General features: G+C 61.7%; 13 protein-coding genes and 2 pseudogenes. 7 read left to right on the forward strand and 8 right to left on the reverse strand.

The annotated features are described in order from the left end of the window. Positions 1-412 precede the first annotated feature (412 nt). The 3 genes from glgC to MA07_RS03035 form a co-directional block, all read right to left on the reverse strand. Positions 413-1,702 carry a glucose-1-phosphate adenylyltransferase gene (gene glgC / locus MA07_RS03030; RefSeq protein ID WP_036346834.1) on the reverse strand — a complete coding sequence of 430 codons (1,290 nt, stop codon included), beginning with the start codon at positions 1,700-1,702 and terminating at the stop codon, positions 413-415. A gap of 210 nt (positions 1,703-1,912) precedes the next feature. After that, complete coding sequence (locus MA07_RS30420; protein ID WP_200879315.1) at positions 1,913-2,053, reverse strand: hypothetical protein; 141 nt, start codon at positions 2,051-2,053, stop codon at positions 1,913-1,915. Positions 2,054-2,452: 399 nt separating this feature from the next. After that, positions 2,453-3,178 (reverse strand): DUF2270 domain-containing protein, encoded by a 726-nt coding sequence (locus MA07_RS03035; protein WP_081928740.1) that lies wholly within the window; start codon positions 3,176-3,178, stop codon positions 2,453-2,455. 282 nt (positions 3,179-3,460) lie between these two features. Here MA07_RS03035 and MA07_RS03040 point away from each other — a divergent pair, with 282 nt between their 5' ends. Continuing rightward, positions 3,461-4,138, forward strand: a complete 678-nt coding sequence (locus MA07_RS03040) for a protein-L-isoaspartate(D-aspartate) O-methyltransferase (protein WP_036346842.1) — start codon at positions 3,461-3,463, stop codon at positions 4,136-4,138. A 133-nt stretch (positions 4,139-4,271) separates the two neighbouring features. Here MA07_RS03040 and MA07_RS03045 read toward each other — a convergent pair whose 3' ends face one another. Both MA07_RS03045 and MA07_RS31315 read right to left on the reverse strand, forming a co-directional pair. Further along, positions 4,272-4,676 (reverse strand): YigZ family protein, encoded by a 405-nt coding sequence (locus MA07_RS03045; protein WP_348270393.1) that lies wholly within the window; start codon positions 4,674-4,676, stop codon positions 4,272-4,274. Beyond that, the gene (locus MA07_RS31315) at positions 4,627-4,857 is read right to left on the reverse strand and encodes a YigZ family protein (RefSeq protein ID WP_348270394.1); all 231 of its coding nucleotides are present in this window, start codon (positions 4,855-4,857) and stop codon (positions 4,627-4,629) included. Before MA07_RS31315 ends, MA07_RS03045 begins: the two co-directional genes overlap by 50 nt. A 376-nt stretch (positions 4,858-5,233) precedes the next feature. On the opposite strand from MA07_RS31315, the gene MA07_RS03050 reads away from it, so the two are divergent. Beyond that, positions 5,234-5,689 carry a nuclear transport factor 2 family protein gene (locus tag MA07_RS03050; protein ID WP_036346844.1) on the forward strand — a complete coding sequence of 152 codons (456 nt, stop codon included), beginning with the start codon at positions 5,234-5,236 and terminating at the stop codon, positions 5,687-5,689. A 63-nt stretch (positions 5,690-5,752) separates the two neighbouring features. Here the strand turns inward: MA07_RS03050 and MA07_RS03055 are convergent, their stop codons facing one another. Continuing rightward, complete coding sequence (locus tag MA07_RS03055) at positions 5,753-7,465, reverse strand: tetratricopeptide repeat protein (RefSeq protein ID WP_036346846.1); 1,713 nt, start codon at positions 7,463-7,465, stop codon at positions 5,753-5,755. A 479-nt stretch (positions 7,466-7,944) separates the two neighbouring features. Continuing rightward, complete coding sequence (locus MA07_RS03060; RefSeq protein WP_152568700.1) at positions 7,945-8,529, reverse strand: IS5 family transposase; 585 nt, start codon at positions 8,527-8,529, stop codon at positions 7,945-7,947. A gap of 156 nt (positions 8,530-8,685) precedes the next feature. Here MA07_RS03060 and MA07_RS03065 point away from each other — a divergent pair, with 156 nt between their 5' ends. Next, on the forward strand, positions 8,686-9,201 hold the full coding sequence (locus MA07_RS03065; protein ID WP_052002780.1) for a GAF domain-containing protein: 516 nt from the start codon (positions 8,686-8,688) through the stop codon (positions 9,199-9,201). A 140-nt stretch (positions 9,202-9,341) separates the two neighbouring features. Next, the gene (locus MA07_RS03070; RefSeq protein WP_036346848.1) at positions 9,342-9,824 is read left to right on the forward strand and encodes a nuclear transport factor 2 family protein; all 483 of its coding nucleotides are present in this window, start codon (positions 9,342-9,344) and stop codon (positions 9,822-9,824) included. A gap of 98 nt (positions 9,825-9,922) precedes the next feature. On the opposite strand, the pseudogene MA07_RS28515 reads toward MA07_RS03070, so the two are convergent. Beyond that, positions 9,923-10,045: pseudogene (locus MA07_RS28515) on the reverse strand (winged helix-turn-helix domain-containing protein); the annotation flags it as partial. A gap of 348 nt (positions 10,046-10,393) precedes the next feature. Between MA07_RS28515 and MA07_RS03075 the strand changes: the two are divergent. From MA07_RS03075 to MA07_RS03085, 3 genes and pseudogenes are all read left to right on the forward strand, one after another. After that, positions 10,394-10,591, forward strand: coding sequence for a type II toxin-antitoxin system VapB family antitoxin (locus MA07_RS03075; protein ID WP_036346850.1), 198 nt, complete (start codon positions 10,394-10,396; stop codon positions 10,589-10,591). Then, on the forward strand, positions 10,588-10,956 hold the full coding sequence (locus MA07_RS03080) for a type II toxin-antitoxin system VapC family toxin (RefSeq protein ID WP_036346852.1): 369 nt from the start codon (positions 10,588-10,590) through the stop codon (positions 10,954-10,956). The genes MA07_RS03075 and MA07_RS03080 overlap by 4 nt, the downstream gene beginning before the upstream one ends. 10 nt (positions 10,957-10,966) lie before the next feature. Further along, positions 10,967-11,884, forward strand: a pseudogene (locus MA07_RS03085) (recombinase family protein). Positions 11,885-13,391 lie beyond the last annotated feature (1,507 nt).

A 13,391-nucleotide genomic window follows, 5' to 3' on the forward strand; every position in this document is an offset into this window, starting at 1 on the left:
AGCGGTGTCATTCGTCCAGGCTACGTGCATGGGAAGGGCAGCTCTGGGTCACGAGCAGGAGATCGGCGCAAAGTAAGGGACATCTGGCCTACCCTGGTAAGCTGACGAAGACCTCAGGACAACCGAGAGAGGGGCTCCAGTTGACATCCCGAACGTCGCCTTCGGGTCAAAACCGGCCCATCAGTATGTCCGTGAGAAGGTCAGCTCGTCCCCACATTGCAGACGTTCGTCCGGCTTAGACCAGGTGAGGCGAGGCTGCCGGGGATTTCGCGATTTTCGTCCGCTGTTACCCGTTACGTTACCCAGAGGGAATATGGCCCGCACAACTGCCGACATGAGAAGATGATAAAACACTTGTTGGTTAAGGTTTGAGGTGTTGAGCGCGCTGGAACTCGAACCCAGGACCCTCTGATTAAAAGTCGGAGGCTCTCCCGCTCGTCTCCTTAAGCCTGTCGAGCATGGGCTGAGTGATCAGGCAGACGCCACTCTCGGTGCGGCGAAAGCGCTGCGCATCGTGGTGTGGATCCTCTCCAACGACAAGGTCCTCCGGGATTCGCACCCCGCGATCCACAATCACCTTCCTCAGCCGCGCCGAGCTGGCAATCTCAACCCCTGGCAGCACCACCGTCTCCTCCAGCTGGGCACCGGGGTGAACGCGTGCGCCGGTAAACAGCAGTGAATCTCGCACCACCGCTCCCGAGACGATGCAGCCGCCGGACAGAACGGAGTTGATCACCTCGCCTCGCCGTCCCGCCTCCTCTTGGATCACTTTGGCCGGCGGAGTGATCTCGGCATGGGTCCAGATCGGCCAGGCAGTGTCGTACAGGTCAAGGCCCGGTGTGGCATGGGTCAGATCGATGTTGGCCGCCCAGTAGGCGTCGAGCGTACCTACGTCGCGCCAGTAAGCCTCCGCCTCATGGGAGGAGCGCACACAGGAGTGTGGAAACCGATGCGCCACAGCCTTGCCGTTCTGCACCAGGTACGGGATGAGGTCCTTGCCGAAGTCCCGGCTCGAGCCGGGTGTGGCCGCATCGCGACGGAGCTGGTCGATCAGCACACGGGTTGCAAAGACATAGATGCCCATGCTGGCCAGCGCCATCTCAGGCTTGTCGGGCATGCCGGGCGGGTCTTTCGGCTTCTCCAGAAACGAGATGATGCGGTCGGTCTCGTCGACGGCCATGACCCCGAAGCCGGTCGCTTCCAGGCGCGGCACCTCAAGACAGCCGACCGTCACGTCTGCACTCTGGCTCACATGCTGCTGGAGCATGAGCTCGTAATCCATCTTGTAGATGTGATCACCCGCCAGGATCACGATGAACTCGTGGGCATAGCTCTCGATGATGTCGATGTTCTGGTAGACTGCATCGGCCGTGCCCTCGTACCACATGGACTCGGACACGCGCTGGCTGGCCGGCAGGATATCGAAGCTCTCGTTGCGCTCGGAGCGGAAGAAGTTCCAGCCGCGCTGCAGGTGACGGATCAGGCTATGAGCCTTGTACTGGGTGGCCACAGCGATGTGGCGGATGCCAGAGTTCAACGCGTTGGAGAGGGCGAAGTCGATGATGCGTGACTTTGCTCCGAAGTACACGGCTGGCTTGACGCGCTTGTCGGTGAGCTCGAGGAGACGGCTGCCACGTCCGCCGGCCAACACATAGGCCATGGTGCGGCGTGCGAGCGGGGCAGAGGCAGGGATCTGGGGCATGGGCGTTTCCTCTCATCCGGCGGAGCTCTTCTGGCCCGCTAAGCTTGTACGCTAGGAGATGATGGGAAGTTCCTTGGCAGCAAGGGAGGGGACCTGATTGTGCCAAGCTCTTAAATCACCAGAGCGGTAATTGAGCTGCCGAAACAGCTAGGCTTGAATGCTGTGACTCCTTCCTATGAGCCTCAGCGAGGTCACTCATCGTGAGGTGGCCTAGCGCAGCTGAGCGGTCGTCACTACCGGAGACCACGCAGCGCTCAGAAGCGGCTGGGCGACGATAGCGCCAATGAGTCCGAACGAGGCTACTGCGAGGGCAATACAGCCGCACAGGCGAAGACGCTTCGTGTCAGGCATGGCTTGCCCTCCTGAGCATCATTGATCGCGGATAACGCCTCGAGCGCACACCGGTTGCAGCGAGCTGAATGCACAATCCCTGCAGAGATTCACCAGGGCTCCCCTGTCCCTTCTGTCAATTCTTAGGCAGTGATGCCACGGCTGGCAAAGCGGTTGGCCTGCTTCCTGAATGCACAATCCCTGCAGAGATTCACCAGGGCTCCCCTGTCCCTTCTGTCAATTCTTAGGCAGTGATGCCACGGCTGGCAAAGCGGTTGGCCTGCTTCGTTGCCGCCATACTGGATCCAATGTGGATCCTGGGCATGGGCCTGGCATGCCACGCCTGCTCAAGATCCCAGCAGGCCTGGGGTGAGGTCTTCACCAGGAAAACGATTATTTACCAACTCAGCCCTGTCATAGTCATACATGGACATTGCCGAAGGCCGGCTCGCCCTCGCCTTTCGGCCGGCGCAGCGAGGTAAACAGGATCCAGGCGTAGAAGAGCGTGACTGCCAGGATCACGCTCCAACCCGGCACCGGGCCGATGGCGGCATTGCGCACCCATTCGCTCACCGACGTCACGAGATGAGCCTCCACAGCATTCTCCTGCATTCGGATGAAGGTGGTCTTGACCAGCCAAGCAACCAGCAGGATCAGGAATAGCCAGCAGTAGTTGCGTCGCAGGCGGCGGGAGATGGCCTGGCTTTGACTGGTCAGGAACATGGGCTGTCTGAGATCATCGCCCAACTTGAGGATCCAATCATCGGTTGTCCTCTCCTCTGGCGCGAAGATCTGGGCATAGTAGTTACGCTCCATCCGGCGCACCCGGTTGCGGTAGACGTCGAAGAAGCGGTAGCGGCGAGCCTCAATCACCAGCAGCAACAGAACCAAGACCATCGCAAAGAGCAGCACGCCATGGTGAGCGGTCGGCGTCGAGAGCGAAACTGACAGCATGGCCGCCACGACAGTAATGGCCCAGTTGGTGGTGCGGTCAATCCGATCCCGCCAGCCTGCCATGCGGGCGATCTCGGCGCGGTGGTAATGCGCCATGACGTTGATGAACTCGGTCGAGGTGCTCGGGAACACCGGTGCCGTGATGGTGGGACGCAGGGTCTGCACCATGTTCTGATCGCTCTTCGGCCGCATGGTATCCCTCCCTCTTCATCAAAGCATTGCAGGCTTTCCGCTGAAGCTATTGACCTACCTGTTCAGGATCTCACCAAGGCAGGGGAACTATAGCACCGGAAAGCTCCCTCGCGGATCAGTTTCGTCCGCACTCCCGTCAGCGACCAATAGAGCCTGACCGTGGGGATCGGTATCAGCCTGTCTGTTCCGCTGAACGCTCTTCGTTTCTGGGATTCTCAGCTTGGGTCTACAATCAAGTACATCACCCCTGACCGCACCACACCGAGCGGGAGATTTTCTGCCATGAAGCCGATGACTGAGACGCATCTCGCGATCCTGCGCCGCCACATGGTGGAAGTGATTGCCCTTCAGGCTGATCTGATGAGCGAGGAAATCGGCAAGAGCTCACTCGATGAGCGGGTGCTGGCGGCAATGCGGCGGGTACAACGTCATCTCTTTGTCCCACCACAGCTTGCGACCATTGCCTACCAGGACACACCGCTGCCGATCGGCTTCAGCAAGACAGTGTCACAGCCGTTCATCTGCGCCCTCATGACCGACCTGTTGGACCTGCAGCCGCATGAGACTGTGCTGGAGATCGGCACCGGTCTCGGCTACCAAGCGGCTGTCCTGGCCGAGCTTGCTCGTCAGGTCTGGACCGTGGAAGTGGTTGAGGAGTTTGCCAGCCATGCCGAGGCGCGGCTGCATCAGCTTGGCTATAGCGATGTCACCGTCAGGGTTGGCGACGGAACGCGTGGTTGGGCAGAGCATGCACCCTTTGATAAGATCCTAGTAACGGCTGCTGCCGAGCAGCCGCCTGAGGCGCTACTGAACCAACTCGCGCCGGGAGGCCTGATGGTGTTGCCCCTGGGGCCGGAAGAGACGCAGCAACTCACGGTGATCAGCAAGCAGCCCGACGGGCAGACCACTGCGCGAGCCATCATCCCGGTGCGGTTTGGTCAGCTGGAGACCGCAATGTGAGCGAGGCCCGGCGGGCGATCTGCTGCATCCGCAGCGATCCTTCTCCGAAGCAGGTTTCACGAGTGGGCGCTGCAGTTGGGCATTGAAGCTGCGGGCAGTGCACCGCCTCTCCGCTGCTGGGCAGATTGCGGCGTCACGGATCTCGAGTGACTGATGCCCGGCCGCTGGTGATATCCGTGATCATGCGGGCGATCTGCGGGGCGGTTGCGTCGGGCAAGTCCCCTGTGAGCGTCGCACCGACCTCGGTGAAGCTCTCCCGACGGATCTGAACACCAGCAGTGCTGGCCAACCGCACCTTCACCAGCGCAAAATCGGAAAAGGTTACGGCTATGGTGGCTTCGCAACCTGCCACGATCTCGACCAGCTTGCCTGCCCGCAGGCAGGCGGCTGCAGCACCGCCATAGGCTCGGATGAGACGACCGCTGCCGAGGAGAACTCCTCCAACCCAGCGGGTCACGATAACATCGACATTGTCGAGGCTCAGCCGATCAATCGCCTGCAGGATCGGTTTGCCTGCTGTGCCGCCGGCTACCGTCATCGCTTGCGCGATAGCTCTGACCCACCTGCCAGGCCCAGCAGTTGCGGTTGGCATCTCCGTCCGAGTGTGCGGCGATGAACTCCTTAGCGGTCTGCTCGCTCGCAATCGGGCCGGCTGTCGCAATGAACCGGCTCTTCTTGATGATCTCTTCGAACGAGGTAGGGCCTTCCAAGGTGTACATGGGCTCTGCGAGGGCCTCGTCGGCTGAGTGGGGAGCATAAGTGTCTGTGGGGCACCCAGTAGTGAATCAGTTTCAGAACCTGCCATCTCAACCCGTTTACATTCCCATCAATACGGAATGTCCTAGAGCGCTCTATAGCTGCCCCACGAAACCTCATGCTCTCGTCCCTGCCAGAGCTGACATTCGGCTTACTTCCTAGAAGTGCCAGTCTCGGACCTCCTGGCCCCTCTCAATCTTGCGAAGGGCCATCTATGAAATCAAACTGATCCAGGTCAGGCGTCTCTGGAGTGCGATACCAATGTACCCTGGCATGGCCTGACGGATCTGTTCAATCGGTGTAAAATGCGTTGTGGGGCTGGCATCGGAGGAGGCTCCCATGTGGACAGGCTCACGAACTACCCTGGCGGCGGTTCTCATGCTCTGCGCGGGTTCCGTTCAGGCCGGAACCGAAGATGAGGTCAAGGCACAGTTCAGCAAGTTCGTTGCCGCTCAGAACGCCCATGACCTGAAGGCCGTCGGCGCCATGCTGCTCGACTCCCCGCAGTTTCTCTGGATTACCCGGGGAGCGCCGATCTGGGGCCGTGAGGCGGCTCTCAAGCGGTTCGAGGCGCTCTATCAAGGCACATGGTCTCTCGATCCCAAGACGGACGAGCTCAAGGTGTTCGAGGTCCAGCCGGGCGTGGCCCAACTCTACGTCCCGATCACCTTCATGGTCGCCCCTGCCGGTCAGAGCGCCCAGCCCGCCCGCTTCCTCATGAACCAACTCTTGGTCAAGACGACCGACGGCTGGAAGATATCGAGTGTTCTGCCGATCCCGGCGCCAACGCAGTGATCCGACTTAGCTCGCGGATGGTGCGTCAGTCGCAGAAGCCTATTTGTGGGACGGCCTGTGCCGTCACGGTGGCATTCCCGCCTCCTCCAGCCGGCTTCGCAACTGCCGACACAGCGACGGGTCACGGTAGCGCTCCTGGAACAGGAAGCGCGACACGGTGAAGTTCGGCTTGCCCGCCATTGCTTCCCTGACGAGCGGGTGGGCCTCCTGCGCTCGGTTGAGCGCCATCAGCGCCGCGGCCCGGTACAGGCGCGAGCGAAACGTCTGGAACACGAGCTTGCCCAGAGCCGCGAGTGCTACCTCGTAGCGGCCCAGCGCATAGAGGGCGACGCCGCGCTCCTCGACGCACCACACCGGCAGCAGCGGGTCGAGGGCTTCCGCCTCATCGAGCAGCCGCAGCGCCTCCTCAGGCTCGCCGATGAACGTCGCGACAGCCGCGCAGCGCGCCTTGATGTAGGCGTCGGACGGGTTCAGCTCCATGGCCCGGCGCATCAGCACCGCGGCCTGGTCGAAATCTCCCTTCAGCAGCGCGAAGAAGGACGCGATCCGGTTCGCTTCGGCGTCGCAGGGATCCAGCTCGAGCGCCCGGCGGATGTCCGGCTCGCTCTCCGGATAACTGAACTCCGGGAGATCGGACGCTGCACAGACCCGCCAGGCGTAGGCTGTTCCGTAATTCGGGTCAAGCTCGACAGCGCGGGTGAACCAAGTCACCGCCTCGCGGGAGTGCTCCTCCAGCACGCCGCCGAGACGGTGATGCTCAAGGCCGCGCAGGAAGCATTCAAAGGCTGACATGTTCTCGGGCGGCTTACGGCGGGCCGTGACCATGCCGCCATCCTCCATCCGGCCGAACACGGTGGCGGCGATCCGGGCCGCGGTTTTGTCGAGCAGGTCGAGGAGCTCGGCAAAGGGACGCAAGATCTTGTCGCTCCACACGACCGAGCCCTTCTCCGTCTCGATCAGCGTGAGGCCGATCCGCACCTGACCGTCAATCCTCCGAACCTGCCCCTCCAGGACGTATCGGACACCCGGCATTGCGCCGACCCTGATCGGATCAGCGTCGACGAGGGCAAAGCTGGCGCTGCGCGAACTGACGAACAGGCGCCGGAAGCGGGCTAGTTCGACGATGAGCTCATCCGTCAGTCCTTCGGCCAGGAACCGCTGATCCTCGTCCCCGCCCATGACGCGGAAGGGCAGCACCGCCAGCGACAGCGGACGCCTCTGGACGGTGGTCGGGACCCGCGTCGGGGCAGTTTGCAGCCTGTGCCGCGCCAGTTCCTCCCGCAGCTGGTAGATACGGATCGGCTCCGACAGATTCTTCAGACGCTGCTCGCCGAGGTCATCGAAAGCAAAGGGCGAGTTACGCCGCACGTGGTCAAAGAACAGGCCGCTGACGCAGATGCTGTCGGGCTCGGCCTCCTGCTGGATGCGGGCCGCGACGTTCACCCCGTCTCCGACCAGGTCGTCACCCTGGACCACGACGTCGGCGAGATGAAGCCCGAAGCGCAGCCTGAGCCGATCGGTTTCGGGATCCTCGCTTCCGGCGAGCGCGTGGCGGATCTCGGCCGCACAACGCAGGGCATTGATGGCGCTGCCGAACTCCGCCAGCCAGGCATCGCCCGCGGCGTTGAAGATCCGGCCGCCGAGGGAGGCCACCTTCTCCCGGACCAACTCCCGGCAACGCGAGACCCGGTCGGCCGTACGCTCCTCGGCCTCTTCCATCAGGGCCGAGTAGCCGACGATGTCGGCTACCATGATCGCGGCCAGGCGGCGTTCCATGCCGAACTCCCAGCTTTCGGGCGGTGTCCGCCCAATCTACGCCTCACTGGCCGGAACGGCGAGTCTGGTGCGGGCAGGCTCCCCTGCCCCGAGCGTTCGTCCGGACCGGAAACCGCTCATGGCACGGCAACGCTGACTGGCAGGGCAGTTTCCGTTCGTTACGGGCAACCGTGTGAGGGTCCGGCCCGTCGCCGATCCTGATATCCTGCCCGGTTACAGGGGACCGCTGTATCAGAGGGGCGAGGTGCCGGAGGACCTGGCGCAGAGGTGGAGGATGGCATTTCGGAACGCGGGTTCCGCAACGTGACAGAGGCGGCGGCCCCAGCCGCCATCCTGCGGGAAGCCTGACGCTCGACCTTACGGTGGACTCGGGCTGGACACCCCACCCGGCTCACATCAGAATTGTGGCTCAAACAGCACCGAGGTCCGATGGGTCCGAAGGAGCATAGGGTCGAGCGGCGGCTAGCTGTGAGTTCTGATCAGGTTATTCCGGCGAGAGCCTGAGCCGGTGTTCGTCGGCCGAGACTACCATGTGGGCGCTGCTGATTGTACCAGGTCAGCCACCGCGGCAGATCCGTGCCCCGGGTATCCGACGAGTTGAACGGAATCGCATAGGCCCATTCCCGCAGAAGCGTCTGGATGAAGCGCTCGGCGACGATGTCATAGACGCCAATCTGATCGTAGGCTCCATCGCCAATGAGTGAGGCGAGTGGATCGGTGATTTGGTCAAGCAGGGGCTCGACCTGCGAGCCATCATCGACATCATGGGGTGTCAGCTCCGATGCGAGGATCTGCCCGGTGCTGGCATCGACACCGATGTGCAGCTTGCGCCAGGATCGGCGTCTGTGGGTACCGTGCTTCTCGACCATCCACTCGCCGGATCCACACAGCCGCAGGCCGGTGCTATCCACCAGTAAGTGCGCCGGTCCCGTGCTTGGAACTGATCTTGGCACCTCCAGCCTTTCGGCGCGGCGGCTCAGGGTTGAGTGATCCGGCACGGCGAGATCCAAGCCCAAGAGTCTCAGGATCGAGCCGATCAGCTCCTCCGTCTGACGCAGCGCCAACGGTCTTATGATCGAGCCCGAGCGGCGGGTGGACCGCCTACCACCTTGTTGCATGCCGCCGGGCATTGGCCGGCAAGCTCCACGTCGGTACAGTGACACTGAGGCAGCCTAGCACGCCATGGCCACGTGGCGGGCCCAGCAGGCATAGGGGCGCACATGACGAGCCTTGCCGACCATGAGGAGGAGCGCCTCCGGATCCTCGAGGAAACCGGAGCTCTGGCAGGTCCCGATCCGGTGCTCGACGCGATCTGCCGCGAAGCCAGGGATCATTTCAGCGTCCCGATCGCCCTCATCACGCTGGTCGACCGTCAGAAACTCCGGGTAAAGGCGGCGCAGGGACTGAGTGTTTCAGAGCTCCCGCGTGACACCGCGTTCTGCACCTACACGATCCTGAGCGACGACGTTTTTGTCATTCCCGACATGCTCGCCGATGAACGCTTCAGGAGCAATCCCCTGGTGCTGGGGCAGCCTCATCTGAGGTTTTATGCCGGAGCCCCACTGGCTTACCTTCGGGACATCCGGCTGGGCTCCCTGTGCATCCTGGAGACCAGACCCCGCAGGTTTTCACCCGGTGACAAGGCCGAACTCGCGGAGATGGCGGACCGGGTCGTCACCGCGATTGCCACACAGGAGCTGAAGGCCCTGGGTACGTTGTTCGCCAGCCGTCACTGACGCGTCATGCACGCTCTGCCTGTGCTATTGTAATTAGGGTTTGCGTCTTGTCCCCTTGGGGATTGGCTGCAGGATTGCCCATTGGGTTGCCCCAAGGTTTGAGGCGTAAGTTTGGTCAAGAACGCTTGGAAGGACGCGCCATGGTGACCCACGAACACCGAGAGGAGGTCCAGGCCATCGAGGCGATCATCGCCCGGCAATTCGGAAGCTTGAACTGGAACCCGGGCACTGAGGGTGACTGGGAGACGTTTGCTGTCGACTTTCACCCTGACGCAGCTCTCTTTCCCGCCGCACGTCCGGCCAGACGCCAGACGGTTGGCGACTTCGTCGCGCGGATGAAGGTTCTTGCCGGCACGACGCTCCGCTCCTTCCATGAGGAAGTGATCGGGACGCACGTTCATGTGTTCGGCAATGTCGCGGTCGCGGTGGCTGCGTGCGAGATCACCGAGAACGATGCGGAGGTGAACCGCGGGGTCGAGATGCTGCTTCTCGTCCGGGACGAGGGCCAATGGCGGATTGTGTCGCAGGCGTGGGACACGGAGAACCCGTCCAAGCCCATCCCGACATTTCTCACGGCACGCCGCTCCAAGGCCGGAGAGCCGGAGCCGGATGCCGATCCCTAGGGCGGCTTTGCATGGGGGCTAGGACTCCGGACGGGGCACCTGCACTCCTGCTGGCCGGACCAGAGGCAAGAACCTCACCCCGCTCTATGGGCCATCGCTCAGTCGTCGGACCGCAGCCAATAGCCGATCCCGGTCTCCGTCAGGATGTAGCGCGGTTGCTCCGGGTCGGGCTCCAGCTTCTGGCATAGGGAGCGTACGTAGGTGCGCAGGTACTGAAAGTCCGCTCTCGGGCCCTTCAACTCCACATCTAAGCCGTTGATGAAGCAAGCTATAGCTCAGCTGGGTGAAGCAAAGCAGGGTATTACTACATCGATGGGTGCAGCAGTTTGGCACCCCATCAGAGAGCTTCCGCGGCGATCGGATCCGCTGCTGCCGGCGAGCACCTACTTGAGGTGCTTGGGAGCCAATGCAGGTCCTAACATCTGGTAACCGAGGATTGGGTTGAACATCTCAACCAGAGCAGATGGGGGTGAGATGATAAGCTGCTGAACCAAGAATCAGCACTCTAATTGCATTTCTATCAACATCATCTGATGCTATTTTTCGCGCCTTAGGGTGGAGGAACTGACGTGAGAACAACAATTGCGCTGGATGACGAACTAGTCGCTAAGGCGCAGGCATTTACGGGCCTGCAGGAGAAGTCGGCCCTAGTGCGCGAAGCGTTGAAAGCTTTGATTGAGCGGGAGAGTGCCCGAAGGCTGGCTCGCCTTGGCGGCACTGAGCCTGACCTTAAGCCTGTCCCGCGCCGTCAGACGGATGCTCAGTGATCATTGTCGATACCTCGGTGTGGATCGACCACCTGAAGACCAGCGATCCCGTGTTGGCAGATCTCCTCGGAAAGGGGCAGGTACTGGCGCATTCCTTTGTCACGGGTGAGCTTGCTCTCGGCAGTCTTCGCCAGCGCAGAATTGTGCTTGAGTCCCTCCGCGACCTGCCCCAGGCCAATGTCGCCGGCGACCATGAGGTCATGATGCTGATTGAGCGGGAGCAACTCTATGGACTTGGGATAGGCTTTGTCGACGCGCACCTTCTGGCAGCAGTAAGACTTACCCCTGGAGCTCTACTCTGGACCCGGGATCGGCGGCTGCGGCAGGCGGCTACGGGACTGGGGCTTTCCTCAGATCTCACTTGACCAGCGAAGAATGATGCACCCCTACCCTTCCAGGAAGCGCCTAATTGGCTACGCCCGAGTGTCCACCGAGGATCAGGTGCACGATGCCCAACTCGATGAACTGCGCGTTGCCGGTTGTGCCGAGATCCACCAAACGCATGGCTCCGGAGCAAGTCGAGCGCGGCCTGTGCTGGCACGGGTAATGCGTGAGATCAGGCCGGGGGAGGTGTTGGTCATGGTGCGCTTAGATCGCCTGGCCTGTTCGGTGAGCCACCTTCTTTAGGTGATCGAGACACTAGAAGCAAAGGGGCCCATTTCCGCTCTCTCCGGGACCCGATCGACACCTCTACACCGCAAGGCATGTTCTCCCTGCAGGTGCGTGGCGCAGTCGCGCAGTTGGAGCGCCCTCTCATCTCAGAGCGCACAAAGGCAGGGATCAAAGCGGCCAAGGCGCGAGGCAAAAAGCCAGGGAACCCGGGAATGCGTGGACGTCAGCCAGAGGCCATCCGCAAGATCGCTGTTGCCCGGAAAAAGATCTACCTTGATGAGCTGATCGCCGGTTCGGGTCAATAGATGCAGACGGTTCGGCGCATGCGCCCTCAGCACCCGTGGGAGTGTCGGCGTGCTCGCCGAAAGCGGGCAACTGTGGACCGTGGCTCGGCTGCGCCGCGCCGTCGGCAAGCTCGTGTCGCAGCGCATGGCGGACCCTGCCCTCCTGCGCCCTGTCCCATGCAAGAACCCGGAGGACCACCTCATGACGCTGATCGCCGGCATCGCTATGACAGACCCGAGCCTCTCGCTGAGGAATATTGGCGCGCAGCTGGAACGCATACGGGAGCGGACACCGCGTGGGGGCTCCATATGGTCAGCCTCCTCGGTGAAGAAGCAACTCGACCGCGCGCGCAAGGCTGGGCTAGCGGTACCAATGTCACCACGAGACGTGGTGTAGCAAGCCTGGGGTCACGCCAGATCGATCGCGAAAATTCTGCTTATCAAAGGGCTCCCTTTAGCCATTTCAACATCGCCAGACGGCTCGAGATCTTTGCCCAATGCCTCGCACACGTGGGCGGAGGCGCCGGGTGGAAGACGCAGCACATTCCTCTCTGCATTCTCGACAATCTCGCCTGGTCCGGGTTATCCGCCGTCTGATAGCTCGGCAATGATTTGGGTCTGGAAATAAACTGCACCTACAAAGATGGTTCCAGTCGCCTGCTCTCGACGGCGGCTCACCACTTCTCGCCGGAGCCTCAGTCGCCATCAATTCGCCGGCGATACGGTGAAGGGCATCATCAAGGGGGGACCTCCCTCTGTTGGCCCCTTTGGGTTGAAGCCCCCTCCCCTGCCCTCGGGTGAGCCTCCGCTTAACGAGCCGAGTTGCCTCAACTGCTAAATAGGCCAATTCCCGATCCGGCAGCCCACCCATGAGCTCGTCAATCTCTGATTGGTGACCCGGTTGCCGATCTCACTCAACGATACTGGCTCTGGTGCCGAGACGTCCTCCCGTGCCAGCTTGGGTGGAGAGGTTCGACGAGCAGGTTTGGCTGGCGACGGAGTACCCTCAAACAAGTCTCCCTGTCGCTCGTCGCGAACCGAGTTTCGCGCCATGCCACCTCTACCCATTCTGATTTCGTTAACCATACCGGTTCTTAGCAGTTTCCCATCTACTTCACTGCCGATCTGCTGCGCCTCGCGCTATGGGGGTGGGTGCCAACACCCTCCTTGCCCTCGCCTACCATGAGGCTGGATTCCATGCAGCCACTGGAACCGTTTGCCGCGGCTGGCCGTCCCCGGCTTCTCCTGCAACTCACTACGCATATTATGAGCGGCCTAGACCGGTAAACCGCCCACCCGGCCCACGGCATGCCCGAGGTCCACACGCCCTGAAGACGATATCGCGGCGCCTTAATTACCGGCCCCTGCATCAGTGGAAAGGCATAGAAGGGGGCGCGATCAACCAAGCGTCGAAAAGACCGTTCTATTATCGATTAAGGCGATGGGACGCGCACCAAGTGCAAGCGTCGCAAACCTATCCCTTGCGTAGTTCTCGACCGTCTCTTGGCAACCTGCAGCAGATCGAGTGCCATTAGCCTGCGCGATACTGCAATGCTCCTGATGGCATCTGCCGTCGGCGAACGGCGGCGCAGCGCGGTCGCAAGTCTAAAGCACTCACAGATTAGAGTGGCCCTTTCGATCAAGCGCCGGTCAGTCGAACCTGCATCCCTAAGTATGCCGCGTATTCGCATGACGCCCGTGCGTATAGAACAACCACGGCAGGGTAGGGTGCCTTAGCCCTTGCCGAACGGCAGTTGGTTATCACCCTGCAACAAAGGATGCGGTTCGCTAAGACCGCGCCCGAACAGATCCTCCGAGTGGTTCGCAAGTATTGCTCAGCCGGCACAACGCCGCTCACCCAATCGACGAACCTTACTTCCGAAGGGTGCTGTCGAATGCTTAGG

Source organism: Microvirga sp. BSC39, assembly GCF_000739015.1.
Lineage (GTDB): Bacteria > Pseudomonadota > Alphaproteobacteria > Rhizobiales > Beijerinckiaceae > Microvirga.

What these genes read in the sequence shown, in the direction of transcription:
- MA07_RS03050 (WP_036346844.1), top strand. Translation starts at nt 5,234, where the DNA reads ATGTGGACAGGCTCACGAACTACCCTGGCGGCGGTTCTCATGCTCTGC.
- MA07_RS03040 (WP_036346842.1), top strand. Translation starts at nt 3,461, where the DNA reads ATGAAGCCGATGACTGAGACGCATCTCGCGATCCTGCGCCGCCACATG.
- glgC (WP_036346834.1), bottom strand. Translation starts at nt 1,702, where the DNA reads ATGCCCCAGATCCCTGCCTCTGCCCCGCTCGCACGCCGCACCATGGCC.
- MA07_RS03035 (WP_081928740.1), bottom strand. Translation starts at nt 3,178, where the DNA reads ATGCGGCCGAAGAGCGATCAGAACATGGTGCAGACCCTGCGTCCCACC.
- MA07_RS30420 (WP_200879315.1), bottom strand. Translation starts at nt 2,053, where the DNA reads ATGCCTGACACGAAGCGTCTTCGCCTGTGCGGCTGTATTGCCCTCGCA.
- MA07_RS03070 (WP_036346848.1), top strand. Translation starts at nt 9,342, where the DNA reads ATGGTGACCCACGAACACCGAGAGGAGGTCCAGGCCATCGAGGCGATC.
- MA07_RS03055 (WP_036346846.1), bottom strand. Translation starts at nt 7,465, where the DNA reads ATGGAACGCCGCCTGGCCGCGATCATGGTAGCCGACATCGTCGGCTAC.
- MA07_RS03045 (WP_348270393.1), bottom strand. Translation starts at nt 4,676, where the DNA reads ATGACGGTAGCCGGCGGCACAGCAGGCAAACCGATCCTGCAGGCGATT.
- MA07_RS31315 (WP_348270394.1), bottom strand. Translation starts at nt 4,857, where the DNA reads ATGTACACCTTGGAAGGCCCTACCTCGTTCGAAGAGATCATCAAGAAG.
- MA07_RS03065 (WP_052002780.1), top strand. Translation starts at nt 8,686, where the DNA reads ATGACGAGCCTTGCCGACCATGAGGAGGAGCGCCTCCGGATCCTCGAG.